This window comes from Verrucomicrobium sp. BvORR106, assembly GCF_000739655.1.
Lineage (GTDB): Bacteria > Verrucomicrobiota > Verrucomicrobiia > Verrucomicrobiales > Verrucomicrobiaceae > Verrucomicrobium.
On sequence record NZ_BATR01000147.1, the window covers coordinates 18476 to 38642 of the forward strand.

The following is a 20167-nucleotide window of genomic DNA, read 5'->3' on the forward strand; positions in this document are numbered from 1 at the left end:
CGCCTTCACTGACGTTCATCCCTCCTTTGGCGTGCCTCCAGCCGCTTTTCACCCTTGATACGGATCTCGATGTCCACCAGCTGGCGGGCCACGCGGCGATCATCGAAGGGATGCTTCACCCCATTGACGTCCTGATAGGGCTCATGCCCCTTGCCAGCGATGACCACGATGTCCCCTTCCCTCGCCCCCTTGATGGCGGTGTGAATGGCCTCCCTGCGGTCAGCAATGAGGGCATGACTGGAGCGGGTGAACCCCTTGCGGGCATCCTCCATGATCACCTGCGGATCTTCCATGCGCGGGTTGTCGCTGGTGAGGATGCTGATGTCGCTGTTCTCCTCTACCGCACGCGCCATGAGCGGCCGCTTCAGACGGTCGCGATCGCCACCACAGCCAAAGACGGTGATGATCCGCTCCGGGCGCAGGGCCCGCGCGGTGGACAGCGCATTGACCAGACCATCCGGCGTGTGGGCATAGTCCACAAAGACGTGGAAGGCATGATTATCCGGCGTCACGCGCTCCATCCGCCCCGGGATCTGCGGTGAGGACTGCATGGCCTTCACCGTATCGCGCAAGTTACAGCCCATGCCGTGGGCCGCGGCCAGAGCTGCCAGTGAATTGTACACATTGAACTGGCCGATCTGCGGGATGCGCACCAGCAGAGAGCGTCCCTTGTGCTCCAGCTCGAAGCTGGTGCCCGTGAGATCATAGCGCGGGTTCACCGCGCGGTAGTCCGCCGCCACACCCAGACCGTAGGTGACCAGGCCGGGATGCTCCTTGTGGGCATCCACCAGACGGCGTCCCCAGATGTCGTCCACGTTGATGACGAGCTTGCCACCGCGGGAAGCCGCCGTGGAGGAGAAGAGCTTCGACTTCGCCTTGAAGTACTCTTCCATCGTCCCGTGATAGTCCAGGTGGTCCTGGCTCAGGTTCGTGAAGACCGCTGCCGCAAAGGGCACGCCGTGGGTGCGATGCTGATCAATGGCGTGCGAGGAAACTTCCATCGCCACCGCCACGCAGCCGTGATCGCGCATTTCGGAAAGCAGACCCTGCAGTTCCAGGGACTCCGGCGTGGTATGAGTGGCCGGTTTCAACTCCCCACCCACGTCATACACCACCGTGCCCAGCAGGCCGCAGCGACGATGCGCATGGTTCAGCAAATGGTGCAGCAGGAAGGCCGTGGTGGTCTTCCCGTTGGTGCCCGTCACACCGGCCACCGCCATGTTCCGCGCAGGGTGCCCCTTGGAGGCAGCAGCCATGGCCGCCAGAGCCACGCGGGCGTTCTTCACATGCAGCCAGGTCACACTGGAGTCTTCCGGCGGCGCGGTCTCGGCCACAATGGCCACCGCCCCATCGGCCAGCGCCTTGGGAATGAAGTCGTGTCCGTCCGACTTCACACCCCGCAGGGCAAAGAACACAAAGCCAGGCTTCACCAGGCGGGAGTCATAGGCCAGGCCCGCCACTTCCACGTCCAGGCCACCACTGATGACCGGTTTATCCAAACCTTCGATAAGATCGCGCAAAATGGTCATTGGGCACCTCCGTTGCTCAGCGGGGAAATCTCCCGCTGGACGGCATGAGCCACCGCCATGGTATGAAGACTTTGTTTCATGAGTTGAGAAAAGATGGGGGCGGCCAGCTTGCCGCCGTAGAGTTCTTCCGGAGCGCCGTGGGGATCATCCACCACAATGATGGCGCATAGCTCGGGCTTCTCTGCGGGAGCAAACCCGGCGAAGGACACGCAGTAGTGTCCGTCTTCATAGCCCCGGCCGTCATCACGGCGGCGCTGGGAGGTGCCGGTCTTCCCGGCCACGATGATGTCCTCGATGCCCGCCTGCTTGCCGGTGCCTTTCTGCCCCTGCACCACCTCGATCATCGCCTGGCGCATCTGCTCAGCCGTGCGCGGTGAGCACACCTGCCGCACCACTTCCGGCTTGAGCTGGCGGATGATGTTGCCCTTCTCATCTTTCACTTCCTTGATGAGCTGGGGTTTCATGAGATTACCTCCATTGGCGATCACGCCCACGGCCATCGTCATCTGCAGCGGCGTCACCGTGACGGCGTGCCCCATCGCCATGCGGGAGAAGGTGAGGCCGTCCCAGGCCTTGCGCGGCCACACGGTCCCCGTGATCTCGCCCGTCAGCTCAATGCCGGTGCGCTGGCCGAAGCCGAAGTTCTTCACGTACTCGAGGTACTTGTCATCCCCCACCCGGAGGGCCAGTAGGTAGGCCGCGCGGTTGCTGCTCTGGGCAAAGGCGTTCAGCACGGTCACCGGACCGTTCACGTGATCTTTGATGCGCTGGGAGGCAAAGACCTTGAGGCTGGGATCCACGTTGATGGTCTCTCCCAGTCCGGTCACCTTGCGGTCCAGAGCACCCGTGTAAGCCACGACTTTGAACACCGAGCCCGGCTCGTACTGGGCACTCACGGCCGGATTGGCAATGATCCCCTTCATCGTCTCCCGGTCGATGTGGGGACGACTGGCCATCGCCAGCACCGCACCCGTTTTGGGATCGATCAACACGGAAGTGATGCGCTTGGGCTTGTACTGGACGAACGCCTGCTCCAGCACCTGCTCCATCGTATCCTGCAGGTTCATGTCGATGGTGAGCGTCACCTCATGCCCATGCCGGGGCTCCTCGCCCTCACCGCGGAAGGAGGTGATCTCACGCCCCTTGCGATCTTTTTCAATCCACTGGAAGCCATCGGAGCCTGAGAGCTCGGTGTTGAGCACCGCTTCCACGCCTTCACGGCCGATCTGGATGTGCTTCTCGCGCTTGCGCCCTCCTGGAGTCTCCTCCTCCAGCACGGTCTTCTCATTCACATAGCCCAGCACGTGCGTCAGGCGTTCATCCGCCGGGTAGAAGCGGCGCACGCTGGAGCGCAGGCTGATCGCGAAGATGTTCCCCTCCTTGAGCCGAGCCTTCCAGATGTCGGCCGTCTCCGTGGGCAGCCCTTTGATCAGAGGAAACTCGATGCGCTTCTCATCAGCCATCTGCAGCGCCAGATCCGCTGGGACCGGCACCCCAGTCTCATTCAGCACGGCAGTGACCACGGCCGTGGCGTGCTCCCGGTACTGGGAGATCACGTCCTCCGGCTTCATGCCATTCACCACCTCAGAGAGCGGGCGTTTCTGAATGCGTGCCAGCCGGGTGCGCACGTCATTGAGATCCCGCAGGTGCTGCGTGTTTACCCAGACCTCATGCACCAGCTTGTCATGCGCCAGCAGCTCGCCGTTGCTGTCACGGATGACCCCGCGCATGGCGGGCAGCACCACGCGCTGCTTCAGCATGCCATCACCCCGGCGGGCCCAAACGTCATGATCCACCGCCTGCAGCCCGTAGAGCCGGAACGCCACCCCGCCGAAGGCAGCCAGCAGCAGCGCCAGCATCACCGCGATACGGTGGGGCACCCATCTGTTCAGGTCGGGAGTTGGGGAGTCAGGAGCGTTCATCGGCGCGAAGGCTTGCCCGTGGAGGGCGTGGATTCTGAGTCGGCGGTGGCAGGAGAAGGAGTGACGGGTTCAGCAACAGGGACGGCCGCGGGGACGTGGTCCGGCGCAGGGGGAACCTTGATGATGCTCTCGGGCTGGATGTTTTTCAACCTGGAGCGCTGACTTGTGAGACGATCCGTGAGGTTTTTCCGCGAAAGCGCCTCTCCCACCTTCATGTCCAGGGTGCGAATCTCCTGCTCCAGCGCGGAGATTTCCCGCTCCACCAGTTCCTGCTGACGACCGATCGCGTAGGTGCGGTTCTTCGTAAAAATGTGCAGCAACGCCGCAGCACCCACGGAAATGGCGATCACCACGAGGAGGAAAGCCACCCCGGAACGCCGTGGTGTGGCGCGGTTTCGGGGGAGGCTGAGCTCGGGTTCTTTCATTGGAGCAGTTTCTCTGCGGTGCGGAGTTTGGCGCTGCGGGAACGGGGATTGCGTTTGACCTCCTCCTCCGTGGCCTCCTGCGGCTTACGGTGCAGCAGCCTCAGGCAATGCTCCGGATTGCGGCGGGGCTCCGGCCACTCCGGGCGGTCCAGCCACTCCGTGGAGAGCCGGTTGAAGGCCTGCTTCACCATGCGGTCCTCCAGCGAGTGAAAGGAAATAACTGCCAGCCTCCCTCCCGGCTTCAGCCAGGTGGGTGCGGCGTGCAGGAAGTCCGCCAGGGCGGCCAGTTCGTCATTCACCGCGATGCGCAGCCCCTGAAACGTGAGCGTGGCCGGGTGGGTCTTCCCCCGGCGGGGAATCACACTGGCAATCGCCTCTGCCAGATCTGAGGTGGTGGTGAAGGGCTTCTGCTCACGGCGCTGCACCAGAGCCCGCACAATGCGGCGCGACTGGCGCTCCTCCCCATACTCCCACAGGATGCGCTCCAGCTCCGCCGGCTCATCCTCGTTCACCAGGTCCGCCGCCGTACGACCGCCGCCGGCATTCATCCTCATGTCCAGCGGCCCCTCATGCATGAAGGAGAAGCCACGGGCGGGCACATTCAGCTGGTACGAGGAAACGCCCAAGTCCACCAGCAGACCGTCCAGAGCCGTGATGCCCAGCGCCTGAAGCACCGCGGGAAATTCGCGAAAGTTGGACTGCACACTCCGGAACTGGCCCGTGGCAGCGTAAGCCTTGAGCCGCTCCCCGGCATGGTTCAGCGCGTCCGTGTCCTGATCGAGCCCGATCACCTCCGCCCCGGCCTGGAGCAGCAGCGAGGTATGTCCCCCGCCTCCCAGGGTGCCATCCAGGATGACCTTGCCAGAAGCTGGGGCGAGAGCCGCCACCACTTCTGCCGGGAGCACCGGCAGATGGTAACCCGTGCCTCCGCCTGCGTCTGCTCCGGTGGCGGAGATATCGGCGGTGGGAGAAGAGCTGGGCTGGGCGGTCATTGAAACGTCAGTTGGGAGCCAAATGGCGAAAAAAGCCCCGTCGCTTAACGTCTCTTAGATATCAGGACTTGGCCGATTTGGCAATGACGGATAATGCCCCTTCTTGACCGGATTTCGACCCGGAAATGCAGGAACTTTTTCAATCCACCCCGAAGGCACCGATACCGGCTCAGAATCCGGGCAGCGGATCCACCTTGGGCCGATCCGGTGACGTCGATGGTGACTCAGCCCTCTGGACGTAGGAGGAGCGATTCTCCGTCAGCCACTCCCGGCTCATGATCCGAAGCTCGGTCACATTCAGCCCGGGCTTGGAACCAGGGATCTCCGTCAGCACGGCCAGCCGGGTGCGGTCACCAGAGATCCGGCATTCGCCCAGGCTCAGCTTCAGGCTTCCGCTCCACGGCCCTTCCCCGGCATTGGCGGACACGAGGGATTCCACTTCGTTGGCCAGCATCTTCACCTTGCGGTAGCTGATCAGCCACGCCTTGCTCTCCCGATACTCGACGATGATGGTCACCCCGGACTTGCTGAAGACCAGCGTCTCGGGATCGCTCGCTGCCAGCACGGCCGACCGGCGCTCGATCACCGGACCGTAGCGCTCCATGCACTGTTCCACCGTCTCCCCCAGTCTCGCCTCGGCGACCGTGGCGAAGGAGGTGGTGGCAAGGAGCAGCAGGGCGCTGAGCTTTAGGTTCATCGTGAACATCCGTAAGTGAAACGCCCCCGGTCTGTCAAGGTTGCGCAACCGGGCAATATCGTTTCCCCACCTGCCCCTGCCCAGCAGAGTACAGATGGTGCTTTTTCCCGCGTTCCGTCTTGTGTCTTGTGTCTTCTGGTCTTTGTGTCTCGCCATGACATCAGACAGCGTCAACTGGGCGGCCGTGCGGGCCGATTTCCCCATCCTGCACCAGGAGGTGCGGGGGAATCCGCTCATCTATTTCGACAGTGCCGCCAGCTCCCAGAAACCGCGGCAGGTCATCGACGCCTTGAGCCGCTATTATGAGCACGACAACGCGAACGTGCATCGCGGGCTCCATGAGCTGAGCTCCCGGGCCACCGACGCCTTTGAAGCTGCGCGCAACAAGGTCGCCAAGTTCCTGAATGCCGCCAGCGCAGACGAGATCATCTTTACCCGCGGCACTACGGAGGGCATCAACCTCGTGGCCCAGGCCTATGGCACCCGCTACGTGAAGGAGGGTGACGTGGTCCTGCTCACGGAGATGGAGCACCACAGCAACCTCGTGCCCTGGCAACTGCTGGCCGAGCGCACCGGAGCCACCCTGCGCTTTGTCCCCGTGCTGGAAGACGGCACCCTGGACCTGAGCAAGCTGCCCGAGCTGCTCACCCCCGAGGTGAAGATCTTCTCCTTCACCCATATCTCAAACTCGCTCGGAACCGTCAATCCCGTGGCAGACCTCTGCCGTGCCGCCCGTGCGGTGGGAGCCATCTCGGTGGTGGACGCCGCCCAGAGCGCCGGCCACTTGCCCGTGGATGTGCAGGCCCTCGGATGCGACTTCCTCGCCCTCTCCGGACACAAGATGTGCGCCCCCACCGGCATTGGTGCCCTGTACGGTCGTGCCGAAGTCTTGGAAAAGACCCCTCCCTACCACGGCGGCGGGGAAATGATCGTCAGCGTGTCCTTGCAGAAGGCCACCTACAAAGAAGCCCCCCACCGGTTTGAAGCAGGCACGCCCAACATCGCGGGCGCCGTCGGTCTTGGGGCCGCCGTGGACTATCTGGAAAACATCGGCCGCCAGAACATCGCGGCGCACGATGGCGAACTCGTCCGCTATGCCCAGCAGCGCATGGAAGCCGATGTGCCCGGCATCCGTATCATCGGACCGCGTGAACGCAGCGGGCTCGTCGGCTTTGTCATGGAGTCCGCGCATCCTCACGATCTCACGACCTATGCCGACCGCTACGGCCTCGCCCTTCGCGGTGGGCATCACTGCAACCAGCCCCTCATGAAGAAGTTCAAGCTGCCCGGCACCTCCCGCGCCAGCTTCTACTTCTACAACACCAAGGAGGAGATCGATCGCATGATCACCATCCTCCAGGAGGCCGCCCGATTCTTCAGTTGATCGAAGTCGATCCGCGGATTCCTTCTCTCCCTTAGCCTCCCCTTTCCCGCCATGCTCCCGAACTCCGACCTCGAAGAACTCTACCAGCAGGTCCTGCTGGACCACTCCCGACGCCCGCGCAACTTCGGTGAGCTGACCGAGGCCGACGCCACCGAGGCTGGCGAGAAGGTGGTCAAGGTTCAAGGTGACAACCCCTCCTGCGGCGATGAGATCGTGGTCTCCGTGAAACTGGCGGACACCGGGCTGAAACTGGCCGACATCAAGTTCACCGGGCAGGGATGTGCCATCAGCCAGGCCTCCGCCTCGCTCATGACCATCAAGACCAAAGGCCGCAGCCGCGCTGAGGTGGAGGAACTCATCGCCGCCTTCCACGATCTGATCACCAAGCAGACCGAAAACCCGCCCGACATTCTGGGTGATCTTCAACTCCTCCAAGGCGTCTGGCGCTTCCCCCAGCGCGTGAAGTGCGCCACCCTCGCCTGGCGCGCCCTCGAGCAAGCCCTGCGCGAAGGCTCCGCAGGCGTGGTCACGACTGAGGTCGAAGGGTAAGCGGGAGCCTTGTAACACCGCGCATTAGTGCACTGGGGAGCGCAGGCCGCTGGCCTGCTGCAAGGTCAGCTAGCCCGAAGATCAGTCGCTCTCGAAACCCGATGCCGGAGGCATCAAAGCCATTAGCCGGATGGTTGAAGGAGCGTAGCGACTGACACCTCCGGAAGGTCAAGGTGAGTATTGCATCCCGGAGTGGATGCCAGCGACGTCCCTTTGCCTGCTAAGGTTGCAGTTCAACCTTGGGAAAGACGGTGTGGAGGCCGACGCCATCAACTCCCCCCACGACCGTCACCCGCGTCGTCCCGCACACCCAAGAGCCGGGACGGCTCTTCTACATTCCCTCCAGCGCAGGCGGATGTTTTCTATAACGCCCTTCCCGCCACAAAGCGCTGACTGACGCCACCACTCCATCCTCCGCCCCACTCCCCCTTCACCAAACCCTCACGAACCCTTCACGTCTAATTCACACCTCAGGACTTCACACTGCATCGCCACTTCGACATGCTTCCTGCAACATCATGAAGCAACCGTCCGAAGCCGATTCCCACCAAACTCCCCACCCCGCCGTATGGCCAATCTTCCTCGGCGCGTTGACAATCTACTTCGCGTCATACTTGCTTGGAGACGTCATTCTCCTGACTAGCAGCTTTGAGAACTGGTCCGATTTTGCTGTCGTAAAACGGTATGCTGGCGAAACGCTGGCCAAGGGGGCGTTTGCCGGCTTCATCTCATTATTCTGCCCCCTGGGGCTTACACTCTTGTTCATCCCCATCGCCTTCCAATCCCACCGCAGACTCATGGTCGCTCTGGTGGCCCCGATGTTGATCCTCTCAATTCTAATGGTCTACATGGCGTTCACCAGTCCCAGCACATCAAAGGATCGACTGGCTCAACAACTGAAGATACCACTACCAGCAGCTCACGACCGCTACTTGGCATATCACCCTCAGGGCTCCAACTTGCTGGTTCGCATCGGTTCCGGCATACGCGATTACTACAGTTTCCATCTTGATTCTGAATCCAGGAAAACATTCCTCGGCAACCTTCATCCCTCGGAAGAACGCAAGCTTCAACTGCAAAGCCCGTTAGGGCGTCATGCGGACATGCCGCCAGAGATTGCCTATGATCTGCAATCTCCTGACTTGGTCGTGTACCCCGCCGGATGGGATACCGATATTGTCACGCATCCAGCGTCGTCACGCATACTGATCATTTACTATTCTCCTCCTCACTAACTTGGCGATGACTCAGTCCGAGGAAGCATGAGGACCGCACGCCAAGTGTGATTGATGCGCCTGTGGGCACCGGGCCGGGCTACCCGATGCCGGAGGCATTGCAGCCATTAGCCGGATGGTTGAAGGAGCGTAGCGACTGACACCTCCGGAAGATGAAGATGAGTATTGCATCCCGGAGTGGATGCCAGCGATGTCCATCAGCACGCGGAGTTGCTGTCACCCTCCTGGGTGAACGCAGATTCTTGTTCTCCAGGGGTATCGCTACGCTCACCCCCTGGCTAATGGCTGGGATGCCTCCGGAATCCATTGCCCCACGACAGTCACCCGCGCACCGATCCATCCCCCATTCACAAAATACTCACACAACACTCACCTCGAATTCACACCTCAAGGCTTCTCAGCCGCACGTCCATTCGCAATGCTCTTGAAAAGCCTATAAAACAACATCTCGCCCCTCATCCCCCTCCCGAATCAAAACCCTCGCCCCGTCACAGCATCTCGGGAGGCAAGGTGTTCTTCGGCTCAGCACTGTTGTACTTCCTCGCCTACTATCTTCCGGACATCATCCTCTTTTCCACCAGTTTTGAGGACTGGAAGGATCTCGGCTTTGCCTTGCAGAATGCCGGCACCTCTTTCATCAGATCGCTCCCCATGGCCTTGCTGTCCCTCGCATGCCCCTTGGTGATCGCGGTGCCTTTGATTGAGATCGCTCCTCCCACTCGACGGAGCCGACTCATTGCCGCATCCTGCCCCCTTCTATGCCTTGCAGGACTGATGCTCTACTCGCAAGCCCCTCCTCATACGTCCAAGGCTCGCTATCAGAAATTCACCCGAACCCCTGTACCACCGGATGCGAAGCACTATCGTTCCTTTCATCCCTTTGGAGCAAACATTTTCAGCCACCCCTTCACGGGCACTCGGGACTACTACTCGTTCCAGCTCAATCCCAAAGCCCATCGAGACTTTCTCAACACACTTACGTTGTCAGAAGACTTTTACAAAGACCGGCTAACCCAAAACGTTCGCATTCTGGGAGAAGTGCCATCTGATTTCAGACCCAACCTGCTCCAGCCGGACCTCCAAGTCTATCGAATCAATCACTCGGGTTTCGTTGTAACGCGTCCTGGCACGCAGGATATCCTGGTTATCTGGTGGCAGATCCCACACTGAGCCGCCATCTGTTCTTCCCCTTGAATGTCGGCCACAACACGCTGACTGACGCCCCCGGCAAGATGCCTGGAACAGCACGCAAGATGCGTGCGCCCCCCACGTCCCTGACATAGCTCGCACAATAGCAGCCTATCCCTGAAGGGGATATCTACCTCAGCCCAGGGTTGGACGAGCCCTAAGCGAGTCACACCCTGGGTATCAGGGGCGGCAGAGCCTCAGGTGTGGAGGCAGACTTCATCCTCTCCCTCCCCACCGCCATCAACTCCCCCACGTCCGTCACCCGCGCCACCAAGTGCCGGGACGGCTCTTCTACATTCCCTTCGGCGAATTCTCGTAGTTTCCTTCACCCCCTTCCCGCCTCAACCCGCTGACTGACGCCCCCACCACCACTCCACCACTCCACCACTCCACCACTCCCCTTCACCAAACCCTCACAACTCCTTCACGTCGAATTCACACCTCCGGTCTTCCCTCTGCATCGCCACTTCGGCATGCTGGCGGGAGCCCGATGAAACAACCTCCGCCCGTCCTCCTCCCCAAACGCACCTGCCATCCGGCGGGCTGGCCGGTGTTCTTTGGTTGCGTGGGACTTTACCTCTCCGCCTTCTATCTGGCGGACCTCGTGCTTCTCGCCAGCTCCTCAGGTTCGTGGAACAACATCGGTTTCATCCTCCGACAGGCTCCGGGACCGCTGATTCACGGGATCGTCCCCGCCCTGGGGTCGCTCATCTGCCCGATTGGGCTGACTTTCCTCTTCCTCCCTCTGGCGCTGGACTGCCGCCGCCGATTCCTGATCGCCGTCGCTGGCCCGCTCCTGGCACTGACCGTGATCATGATCTGGTCTCAGGTTCGCGAGCCTCACACCTCCCAGCGACGGATCGAGCGTCTCAGCAAAGCGCCTCTGCCACAGGAGCATCGGAACTACCTCGCTTATCACCCGCTGGGGAGCACCACGTTTGCCCGTGCCATGGTGGGCATCAGAGAGTACTGTTCCTTCGAGCTCGATCCCGAGTCCCTGCGGCAGTATGTCGGATCCCGTCAGCCCTCCATCGAGCGCAAAGTACGACTGCAAACGTCGCCCTATCGCGTAGGAGACCTTCCCGCCGAGCTTGGCTGCGATCCTCTGGCTCCCGATGCCGTGTTCTACGAGCTGAGTGCCGGAGCCGATCTGATCGCCCGCCCTGGTTCGGCACGGGTGTTGATCGTCTGTTTTGGGTATGCACGCTAAGGTAGCGGGAATGCTCCCAACGGTGCCACTCACACCTCCTCACCACCCAATTGTAACTTCCCCGCCCCACCTGTCGTCTTCTCCCCTGCATGAATCTCCTCCACCGCGGCCTGCTGCTGGCCCTGCTCCTGCCCACCCTCCCCACCTTCGGAGCCCCTCCGATTACCAATGAGGTGATCTTGGAACGGATCGGCAATCACCCCATCGAGGCGCACTTCGACCTTCCCTACGCGGGCAACACCAATCCCCGGCAGATGGTGGACTTGTACGTCCCCAAGAATCGCACCGTCACCACGCCCCTGCCGGTGGTCGTGTTCATCCACGGCGGAGCCTGGATCGGTGGCGATCGCAAAAGCGCCGCCGGAGCTCTCGGCGGCCTGTTGCTCAACGCCAACTACGCGGGCATCTCCGTAGGCTACCGCATGAGCACCGAAGCCAAGTGGCCGGCGCAGATCTATGACTGCAAGGCCGCCATCCGGTGGATTCGCGGGAATGCCGCCAAATACAACCTTGATCCAGACCGCATCGCAGTCTGGGGAGGATCCGCCGGCGGGCATCTTGTCTCCCTGCTGGGCACTTCCGGCGGCGTCAAGGAACTCGAGGGCGATCTCGGCCCTTTCACGAGCCAAAGCAGCAAAGTCACCTGCGTCGTCAACTTCTGCGGCCCCGAAGACCTCACCCTGCCCCTCATGAACAAAGACGGCCAGATGGTCTCCGCACTGGACGATCCCGCCGTCGTGGGCCTCCTGGGCGAGGGCGACCGTACCGTCTCCGGCAAGGCAGCCTCTCCCGTCACTTACGTCTCGGCCGACGATCCGCCAGTCCTGACCGCCCACGGCACCAAAGACCTGCGCGTCAGCTTCGAACACGCGACCTTGATCGACAAAGCCCTTAAACAGGCAGCCGTCACCTCCCTGTTGATTCCTCTTACCAACGGCGGACACAACTTCCACAGCGACGAACTCAACAAGCGCATCTTCCAGTACCTGGAGTGGCAGCTCCGCGGCGTGAAATCAGAGATCTCCACCGAGCCCATTCTGGTCGGGCCATAAGGCTCATAGATGCTCGGGAAGCTTATTCCTCATCAGGAAGCAAAGGTGTTGGCCGGGCCGACAGGGACATTTGATACTGCCACCCCCTCGGCCATAGAGCCCCCCTTGGGCACGCGGACGCATGCCACGATCCAAGCATCGCATACCGGGAATTTAGTGCCTCCTCACGTCGACAACTACGACCGACCTTGGCGGTCATACGGCAGAAGGCATCCTCAAACACCTTCCGTATCCGCACCCACCCCGATGGCTCACGCCTCTTCTCTCACCCACTGGTATTTGGTCACCAACCACCCAGCGCCCCTGTAGTTGTCGACGTGAGGAGGCACTAGCTAAAGCGTCTGCAATCTACTGCTTCACGCCTGATCACCAAGCTTCGATAAACCCAAGGTCTGGAGGCCTACTTCACCCTCTCCCTCCCCATCGCCTTCAACACCTCCACGTCCATCCCCGCCCCCTCACGCCGCAACCAAGAGCCGAGACGGCTCTTCTACCTTTCCTTCGGCACGCGCTCCATCACTCCATCACTCCTCCCCCACTCCCATTTCCGCCTCCCCAGCCCTGACTTTTTGTGACGGCTCCCTACGCATTTATCCCGTCACCCCCTCAAATTAGCCCGTTTTATCCCCTCTCCGCTGGGCATCCTTCCGCACCACGCCAGATCACGCCTGCTGATTCCGTATGTTTGTCCTGATGGACAGACAGATCCCGCAACGGCATATCCCCAGCCCAAGATGCACCCGCCCACACCCCTCCATGGGAAGATGGGGATTCATCGCGACGGCGCTGTTCTGCTTCACCCTCAACACCCCTGCCGCTGAGGCCACCGAGGCACCTCAAAAAAACCTGCCTCTCAACTTCGTCAACGACATCGAGCCCATCCTGACAAAAGCAGGATGCAACTCCGGCGGATGTCATGCCAAGGCGGGCACCGGACAGCGAGGATTCCGCCTCTCCCTGCTCGGCTTCGAGCCCCAGGAAGACTACGAATACATCGTCAAAGAGGGCAAGGGCCGCCGCGTCTTCCCCGCTGCGCCAGAGCAGAGCCTGCTGGTGCTGAAGGCCGCCAACATTGTCCCTCACGGCGGTGGCAAGAAACTGGACCCCGCTTCGCACGAGTACGCCACGCTCGTCCGCTGGATCCGCGAAGGCATGGCCTACGGCCGTCCTGAAGATGCCAAGCTGGCGAGCATCGCCGTGGAGCCTGCCGTCCTGTCCATGAAGGCCAAGACGACGCAGCAGCTCAAAGTCACCGCCCGATTCACCGATGGCTCGACACGTGACGTCACCTCCCTGTCCCTCTACGAAGCCAATGACAAGAGCATGGCGGAGACGACCGAGGAAGGACTGGTGACCACACAAGACATCCCTGGCAACGTGGCGGTAATGGTGCGCTACGCCGGGCAGGTCTCCGTCTTCAGCGTGACCATTCCCTTGGGAGCGCCCGTCGAGGCCCTGCCTCCTGCGAAGAACTTCGTGGATGAGCATGTCTTTGCCAATCTCAAGCGCATCGGCATCCCGCCTTCGCCAGTAGCTGACGATGCCACCTTCCTGCGTCGCGTCTCCCTCGACATCGCAGGCCGACTGCCGACGCTGGAAGAGGTCCAGGCGTTCCAAACTTCCCAAGCACCAGACAAGCGGGATCAAGCCATCGAGTCGCTCTTGAGCAGTCCGGACTATGCCGACTACTTCGCCAACAAGTGGACGGCCCTCCTCAAGAACAAGCGCGATGACGCGGCCGATATTACCGCGAACTTTGCCTTCCACGCCTGGATGCGGGACAGCCTCCTGGCCAACCGTCCCTATGACGACATCGTGCGCCAGATCCTGGCCGCCACCGGCACCATCGTCTCCAATCCCCCCGTGGCCTGGTACAAGCGCGTGAAGGAACCCCACCTGCAGCAAGAAGATGTGGCGCAACTCTTCCTGGGCGTGCGCATGCAGTGTGCGCAGTGCCATCACCATCCCTTTGAGCGATGGAGCCAGCAGGACTACTACAGCCTCTCCGCCTTCTTCAGCCAGGTGGGTCGCAAGCCTACCGCGATCGCCGGAGAGGACCTCATCTTCCACAAGCGGGGCACGGCCCAGTTGGAGAACAAGAAGAGCCGCACGCCAGTGAAACCTGCCGCGCTGGGTGGACCCATCCTGGACATCGCCCCCGATGACGATCCGCGCCTGCAACTTGCCGACTGGATGGGAGCCAAGGACAACCCCTTCTTCGCCACTGCCCTGGTGAACCGCTACTGGAAGCACTTCTTCAAGCGTGGGCTCATCGAACCAGAGGATGATATCCGCGATTCCAATCCCGCGACCAATCCGGCGCTGCTCAGCGACCTGGCCAAGCACTTCGTCGAAAGTGGGTTCGACCTGAAGGAGGTCGTGCGGGTCATCACGCGCAGCCAGACCTACCAGCTCAGTACCATGCCCAATGATCACAATGCGGTGGACCGGCAGAACTTCTCCCACTTCTATCCCAAGCGGATGCAGGCCGAGGTGTTGCTGGATGCCATCAACCAGGTGACAGGCGCCCAGTCCGACTTCGCCGACCTTCCGCCCGGCACTCGCGCCATCTCCCTGCCGGACAACAGTTACAACCGCGCCTCCCCCTTCCTGAAAGTCTTCGGCCGTCCTGAAGGGGCCAGCGTGTGCGAGTGCGAGCGTGTGCAATCCTCCAGCCTGGCCCAGAGCCTGCACCTCATGAACGCCGCGGATGTGAAGGCCAAGCTGGCTGTGGGCAACGGTCGCGCCGATCGCCTGAGCAAGGCGGAGAAATCTGTGCCCGACCGCATTCGCGAGCTTTATCAGGCCGCCCTCTCCCGCGAGCCCACCGCTGAAGAAATCCGACTCAGCGAGACCCACCTGCTCAAGCCGCGGCCGGATGCGCAAGACAAGCCGCTCCCTGCCGCCCAAGCCCTCAAACAGGGCTACGAGGACCTCATCTGGGCGCTCGTGAACACCAAAGAGTTTCTCTACAACCACTAACCGCTCCCCTTTCATGATCAGCAGGCACTTGTCCCTCCCCACTCTGGGCGTCGCGGTTTCCGTATGGTTCGCAGCGTCTTCACCCTCCCAGGCGCAGCAGGTCACCCTGCCGCTGCCCCGACTGCTCACCCTCATGCCCATGGGTGCCCCCTCCGGCGGGTCCGTGGAAATCACTCTCACAGGGGAAAACCTGGAGGAAGTCACCGCGCTGCTCTTCTCCACCCCGCAGATCACCGCCCACCCGGTGACGAGCTCAGACGGCACCTCCGTACCGAGCAAGTTCCTCGTCACCGTGGCCCCGGGTACCCCTGCCGGGGTGCATGATGCTAGAGTCCTCTCCAGACTCGGCATCTCCTCCGTCCGGGCCTTTGCCGTGAGCAACCTCAAGGAAATAACTCGCACCGCGGCCAACAACACCGTGGAGACGGCCCTGCCGCTGGAACTCGACTCGATCTGCAACGCCAGCATGACGAAACGGGCGGTCGATCACTATGCCTTCCAAGCCCGGCAGGGACAAGCCATCGTCGTAGATTGCGCGGCGGCAGGCATCGATTCACGACTGACCCCCGTGGTGGTCATCGCCGATGCCCAAGGACGGGATCTGCTGGTGAACCGCACCGGTGGACGCCTGAACTTCACGCCCCCGGCCGACGGCCGCTATCTCATCAAGGTGAATGACCTCACTTTCCAGGGCGGTGAACGCTACTTCTACCGGCTCGCCTTGCAGGCAGCCAATGGCAAGACACCCCTGCCCCGCCAACCCGAGACACAGAGCGTGAGCGCCATGTCCTGGCCTCCCTCCGGTCTGGCCGCCACACCTGCCAGCCGGGAAACAGAGCCCAACAACCGTGCCCCCGAAACCCAGAAGATCACCCTGCCCTGCGATATCGGCGGGAACTTCTACCCCGCCGCAGATGTGGACACCTTTGAGTTTGCGGCCAAGAAAGGCGAAACTTGGTGGGTGGAGGTGGCCTCCGAGCGCCTCGGCCGCGACACGGATCCCTTCGTCTTGGTGCAGCAGGTGAAGCAGGCGGATGGCAAAGAGACGCTCACCGATGTGGCGGAGCTCTACGACATCGCCAGCCCGATGAAGCTCTCCTCCAACGGCTACGCCTATGACGGCCCGCCGTACAATGCCGGCTCTCCCGATGTGAACGGGAAGTTCGAGGTAAAAGAGGACGGCACCTACCGGCTGCAATTGCGGGATCTCTTTGGCGGCACCCGCAGCGATCCGGACAATGAGTACCGGCTTCTGGTCCGGAAAGCCGCCCCCGACTTCTCCCTGGCCGCCTGGGGTGTGCACATGACTCTGCGCAACGGGGACCGGGCCGCCCTTTCCAAGCCCATGGCCCTGCGCGCGGGTGAGTCCCGGGTCTTTGAGGTGGTCACCCAGCGTCGCGATGGCTTCGACGGGGAGATCCAGCTCTCCATGGAGGGGCTCCCGGCAGGAGTCACCGCCAGCGGCCTGAAGATCGGCGCCGGCAAGACCTACGGTCACCTCGTCCTCACCGCCGCCAGCGATGCCACCGATGCCTTCTCCCTGGCCACGATCACGGGCAAAGCCCTCATCAACGGCCAGGAAACCACCCGCTCCTGCCGCATGGCCACCATGAAATGGCCGGTCAAGGATGCGAAGGGGGAAATCCCCGCGCCTCGTCTCATGGCCGATGTGCCTGTCTCAGTGAGCAACTCTGAGCCCGCTCCACTCACCATCGAACCCGCCGACAGCAAGGTGGTGGAGGCCACCGTTGGCACCACGGTGACGATTCCGCTGAAGATCACCTGGCGCAATGAGTTCACCGGCACCTCTCTCAAGCTCAGGGCCTATGGCGACGGCTTTGCCGGGTTGAAGGAAATAGACATCCCCATGAAGGCGGAGACAACCACGCTCACGCTCGACCTCGCCGCGTTGAAGCTCCCGGTGGGAGAGCACGCCCTGGCCCTCTATGGCACCGCCGTGAGCAAGTACCGCTACAATCCCGCCGCCGTGCCCCTGGCCGAGGCGGAGCAAAAGAAGGCCGAGCTGCTGGCCCAAGCCGCCGCTGAGGAAGCCAAGAAAATCGCCGCCACCGATGCCGCCGCTGCCAAAGCTGCCGCGGCCAAGGCCCAACAGGCCGGCACCTTGATGGCTGAGGCCACCAAGAGAATGAAAGCTGTCTCCACCACTGCGGAACCACGGGACACCGTGGACATCATCGTCTCCGCCCCCATCCGCCTCTCCGTTAAACCCGCCCCCGTGGCAGCCGCTACCGCAGCCGTCTCCAGCCAGCCTTGATCCGGCTGAACTCCGTTGCCGCTTCCATGAAGTCCCCGCAATCCATCATGACGAGACGCCGGCTCCTGCAGGCAGTCACGGCTGGCTCCATTCTGGGTCCCGTCTGCACGCAGGGCGCCGCCCCTGATGCCGCTGCTCCGTCCGCAACCGGCTCACTGCGCGCCGGATTCGCCATCGATGAGGTCCGCGTCCGTTTGTACAGCCCCCAGGTGACCCAACCGGTGAAGGTCGTCATGCTGGCCGACACCCATCTGTTTCGCGATGACGAGCGCGGCGCCCCCTTCCGCGAATACAGCGGCCGCATGGCCAAGGCGTACAACCAGACCCGGCACTTCCGCACCCTCCAGCCCACCCAGCCCGAGGCGTGTTTCGAGGAAACTCTTCAGACAGCCCAGAAAGAGCATGCCGCCGCCCTGTTCCTGGTGGGAGATATCGTCAGCTTCCCTTCCGAGGCTGCCATTGAGTGGGTCCAGTCCCGGCTCACGCCTTTGAGCATTCCCTGGCGTTACACCGCGGGCAATCACGACTGGCACTACGAGGGTCTGCCGGGCACCTCGGCAGAGCTCCGCAAGGAATGGAGTGAAAAGCGCCTGCGCCCCCTGCATCAAGGGCATGATCCGCTCATGTCGGTCCTGGATGTCGGCGGCGTGCGCGTGGTCATGTTGGACAACTCCACCTATGAGATCCAGCCGGAGCAATTGGCCTTCTTCAAGGCCCAGGTGGCCACGGGCAAGCCCCTCGTGCTGATGGTGCACATCCCCCTCTACGCACCGGGACGGCCGGTCGGCTTCGGCTGCGGCCATCCTGCCTGGGGTGCCAAGGTGGACAAGGGCTTCACCATTGAACGTCGCCCTCCCTGGCGGCAGGAGGGGCACACCGCCGTGACCCTGGAATTTCACCGCGAAGTCTTCGCCGCCCCCAATCTCTTGGGCGTCTTCGCCGGGCACACGCACAAGGCCACTCTGGACGTCCTCAACGGCATCCCCCAGGTGGTCGCCGGTGCCAATGCCACGGGGGCCCATCTTGTCATCGAGGTGCTCCCGCCACCGACAGTCTGACGTCCCTTTACGTTTTCGTTATTTCCCTTTTCCATCTCGTGAAACTTCCCCTGGCTGCCTTCCCTCTGATTCTGGCCACCGCTGCGCAGGCAGCCGGTGAACCGCTTGAGTTCTACAAGGACGTACAGCCCTTTCTCAAAGCGAACTGCATCTCCTGCCACAACAAGACCACCACCAAGGCCGGTCTGAACATGGAGACCCCGGACGCCATGAAGGCAGGCGGCGACTCCGGTCCCGCCCTGCTTCCCGGAAAGGGGGCAGAGAGCCTGGTGGTCCTGGCCTCACGCCACCAGAATGACATGGAGATGCCCCCGGCCAACAACAAGTCGGGCGCGGTCAATCTCACCCCTGGCGAAATCGAGCTGCTGAAACTGTGGATCGACCAGGGCGCTCCGATGGCCCAGCAGGAGGTCCGGCAGGTGCAGTGGCAACCCCTCGCTGCCGGCGTGCACCCCATCTACGCCGTGGCCGTCACCCAAGACGGTCGCTACGCCGCCTGCGGCAGGTCCAACCGGATCTTCATCTACGACCTCGCCACGCGGCAGCTGGTGTCCGAGTTGCACGACGCCGCTGCCCCAGAGAAGGCCGCCCACCGCGGCATGGTGCAAACCCTTGCCTTCAGCCCGGACGGCACGCGGCTGGCGAGCGGCAGTTTTCGCGAAGCGAAGCTCTGGCAGCTAGCCCCCTCCCCTGCGGCGACTACGACAACGCCGTCCCCCGCCCCCGCCCCCGCCCCGGTGGACCCCGTGTGGCTGAAGAAGAGCGAGGAAACCATCAAAAGCAAAATCACCTGCAGCATCGCCGCCCCTCAGAGAGCGCTAATCGCCACCGCCAGCGCGGACGGTGTGGTCAGGTTATGGGAAACTGGGGCCGCCAAGCCCACCTTGGAGCTGCGCGGCACCTATGCCGATCTCCGGCAAACTGCCAGCCTGGAGTGGGCCTTGGGGTTGCAAACCCTGGAGCAGGCCTTCCAAAATGCGGAAGTCGCCCGGATCGAAGCCCAGAACAAGGCGCTGGAGGAGTTGCTGAAGAAGGCCAACGAGACCATCACGGCCATGCAAAAACTCGTCCCCGACAAGCAGAAGGCCGTGAAGCCCACGACCGACGCCAAGGACCTGGCGCAAAAGGCCGTGGATGAAGCCGCCGCCAAGCTGGCCGCACTTCCCGCTGACAAGCCCGACCCGGCCCTGGTGAAGTCACTCAAGGATGCGCAGGACAAGCTCATCACCACCCGCATGACGGAGACCTCCGCACTGGCGGCCGTCTCCGCCGCAGAGAGCAACCTGAAGGACGCGCAGGATGAGGTGAAACGCATCACGGACACCAAGACCCGGAATGCCGACGCCGTCGCCTCCGCCAAGTCGGCCCTGGCCGCCTCCCAAGCCACCACCGCCAAGGTGACGGGAGAGATGAACGCGCTCAAGAAAGAAGCCGCCAAACCCTCATCGCCCCCAGTCGCCCTGGCTTTCTCTGCCGACAGCCAGCAGATCGCGGTCGCGCTGGAGGACGGCTCCATTCGTCTCTGGGCAGTCGCCAGCGGCACCGCACTGGATGCCAGCAGCAAGGAAACAACCACCGCGAGCCTGACGGCCGGTCCCGACGGGACCTTTGTCGTCACCCGTGCCGCCAATCGTACCACCGGGGCCATTCCAGGCTGGAAATTGACCCA

General features: G+C 62.4%; 15 protein-coding genes. 10 read left to right on the plus strand and 5 right to left on the minus strand.

Translation table 11 applies throughout. From position 1 onward, the window contains the following. Window positions 1-5: 5 nt before the first annotated feature. From BV106_RS26605 to BV106_RS26625, 5 genes are all read right to left on the minus strand, one after another. Entirely contained in the window at window positions 6-1529 is a 1524-nt protein-coding gene (locus BV106_RS26605) for a UDP-N-acetylmuramoyl-L-alanyl-D-glutamate--2,6-diaminopimelate ligase (protein WP_051946368.1), read from the minus strand. Continuing rightward, window positions 1526-3451, minus strand: a complete 1926-nt coding sequence (locus BV106_RS26610) for a penicillin-binding protein 2 (RefSeq protein WP_038169814.1) — start codon at window positions 3449-3451, stop codon at window positions 1526-1528. The genes BV106_RS26605 and BV106_RS26610 overlap by 4 nt, the downstream gene beginning before the upstream one ends. After that, a complete protein-coding gene (locus BV106_RS26615) occupies window positions 3448-3876 on the minus strand; it encodes a hypothetical protein (protein ID WP_038169816.1) in 429 nt (142 codons plus the stop codon). The genes BV106_RS26610 and BV106_RS26615 overlap by 4 nt, the downstream gene beginning before the upstream one ends. Beyond that, on the minus strand, window positions 3873-4868 hold the full coding sequence (gene rsmH, locus BV106_RS26620) for a 16S rRNA (cytosine(1402)-N(4))-methyltransferase RsmH (RefSeq protein ID WP_038169818.1): 996 nt from the start codon (window positions 4866-4868) through the stop codon (window positions 3873-3875). Before rsmH ends, BV106_RS26615 begins: the two co-directional genes overlap by 4 nt. A 169-nt stretch (window positions 4869-5037) precedes the next feature. Next, window positions 5038-5565, minus strand: a complete 528-nt coding sequence (locus tag BV106_RS26625) for a hypothetical protein (RefSeq protein WP_265596099.1) — start codon at window positions 5563-5565, stop codon at window positions 5038-5040. Between the two features lie 154 nt (window positions 5566-5719). Here BV106_RS26625 and BV106_RS26630 point away from each other — a divergent pair, with 154 nt between their 5' ends. The 10 genes from BV106_RS26630 to BV106_RS26675 form a co-directional block, all read left to right on the plus strand. Continuing rightward, window positions 5720-6949, plus strand: a complete 1230-nt coding sequence (locus BV106_RS26630; RefSeq protein WP_038169844.1) for a cysteine desulfurase — start codon at window positions 5720-5722, stop codon at window positions 6947-6949. 51 nt (window positions 6950-7000) lie between these two features. Further along, window positions 7001-7498: a Fe-S cluster assembly sulfur transfer protein SufU gene (sufU, locus tag BV106_RS26635; protein WP_038169821.1), complete on the plus strand. Its 498-nt coding sequence runs from the start codon at window positions 7001-7003 to the stop codon at window positions 7496-7498. A gap of 518 nt (window positions 7499-8016) precedes the next feature. After that, window positions 8017-8733 carry a hypothetical protein gene (locus BV106_RS26640; protein WP_038169823.1) on the plus strand — a complete coding sequence of 239 codons (717 nt, stop codon included), beginning with the start codon at window positions 8017-8019 and terminating at the stop codon, window positions 8731-8733. 510 nt (window positions 8734-9243) lie between these two features. Beyond that, window positions 9244-9903 carry a hypothetical protein gene (locus BV106_RS26645; RefSeq protein ID WP_265596100.1) on the plus strand — a complete coding sequence of 220 codons (660 nt, stop codon included), beginning with the start codon at window positions 9244-9246 and terminating at the stop codon, window positions 9901-9903. A gap of 508 nt (window positions 9904-10411) precedes the next feature. Beyond that, window positions 10412-11131 (plus strand): hypothetical protein, encoded by a 720-nt coding sequence (locus tag BV106_RS26650; protein ID WP_038169828.1) that lies wholly within the window; start codon window positions 10412-10414, stop codon window positions 11129-11131. A gap of 89 nt (window positions 11132-11220) precedes the next feature. Beyond that, the gene (locus BV106_RS26655; protein ID WP_051946369.1) at window positions 11221-12183 is read left to right on the plus strand and encodes an alpha/beta hydrolase; all 963 of its coding nucleotides are present in this window, start codon (window positions 11221-11223) and stop codon (window positions 12181-12183) included. Window positions 12184-12939: 756 nt separating this feature from the next. Further along, window positions 12940-15165, plus strand: a complete 2226-nt coding sequence (locus tag BV106_RS26660; protein ID WP_038169830.1) for a DUF1549 and DUF1553 domain-containing protein — start codon at window positions 12940-12942, stop codon at window positions 15163-15165. A gap of 13 nt (window positions 15166-15178) precedes the next feature. Next, a complete protein-coding gene (locus BV106_RS26665; protein ID WP_038169832.1) occupies window positions 15179-17440 on the plus strand; it encodes a hypothetical protein in 2262 nt (753 codons plus the stop codon). A 26-nt stretch (window positions 17441-17466) separates the two neighbouring features. Then, window positions 17467-18498, plus strand: coding sequence for a metallophosphoesterase (locus tag BV106_RS26670; protein WP_265596101.1), 1032 nt, complete (start codon window positions 17467-17469; stop codon window positions 18496-18498). A gap of 38 nt (window positions 18499-18536) precedes the next feature. Then, on the plus strand, window positions 18537-20167 hold a 1631-nt coding region (locus tag BV106_RS26675; protein ID WP_038169833.1), incomplete at its 3' end, for a c-type cytochrome domain-containing protein.

Bases quoted from the DNA above. Each gene is read 5' to 3' on its own strand.
- BV106_RS26605 (WP_051946368.1), bottom strand. From the start codon at position 1,529: ATGACCATTTTGCGCGATCTTATCGAAGGTTTGGATAAACCGGTCATC.
- BV106_RS26610 (WP_038169814.1), bottom strand. From the start codon at position 3,451: ATGAACGCTCCTGACTCCCCAACTCCCGACCTGAACAGATGGGTGCCC.
- BV106_RS26615 (WP_038169816.1), bottom strand. From the start codon at position 3,876: ATGAAAGAACCCGAGCTCAGCCTCCCCCGAAACCGCGCCACACCACGG.
- rsmH (WP_038169818.1), bottom strand. From the start codon at position 4,868: ATGACCGCCCAGCCCAGCTCTTCTCCCACCGCCGATATCTCCGCCACC.
- BV106_RS26625 (WP_265596099.1), bottom strand. From the start codon at position 5,565: ATGAACCTAAAGCTCAGCGCCCTGCTGCTCCTTGCCACCACCTCCTTC.
- BV106_RS26630 (WP_038169844.1), top strand. From the start codon at position 5,720: ATGACATCAGACAGCGTCAACTGGGCGGCCGTGCGGGCCGATTTCCCC.
- sufU (WP_038169821.1), top strand. From the start codon at position 7,001: ATGCTCCCGAACTCCGACCTCGAAGAACTCTACCAGCAGGTCCTGCTG.
- BV106_RS26640 (WP_038169823.1), top strand. From the start codon at position 8,017: ATGAAGCAACCGTCCGAAGCCGATTCCCACCAAACTCCCCACCCCGCC.
- BV106_RS26650 (WP_038169828.1), top strand. From the start codon at position 10,412: ATGAAACAACCTCCGCCCGTCCTCCTCCCCAAACGCACCTGCCATCCG.
- BV106_RS26655 (WP_051946369.1), top strand. From the start codon at position 11,221: ATGAATCTCCTCCACCGCGGCCTGCTGCTGGCCCTGCTCCTGCCCACC.
- BV106_RS26660 (WP_038169830.1), top strand. From the start codon at position 12,940: ATGGGAAGATGGGGATTCATCGCGACGGCGCTGTTCTGCTTCACCCTC.
- BV106_RS26665 (WP_038169832.1), top strand. From the start codon at position 15,179: ATGATCAGCAGGCACTTGTCCCTCCCCACTCTGGGCGTCGCGGTTTCC.
- BV106_RS26670 (WP_265596101.1), top strand. From the start codon at position 17,467: ATGAAGTCCCCGCAATCCATCATGACGAGACGCCGGCTCCTGCAGGCA.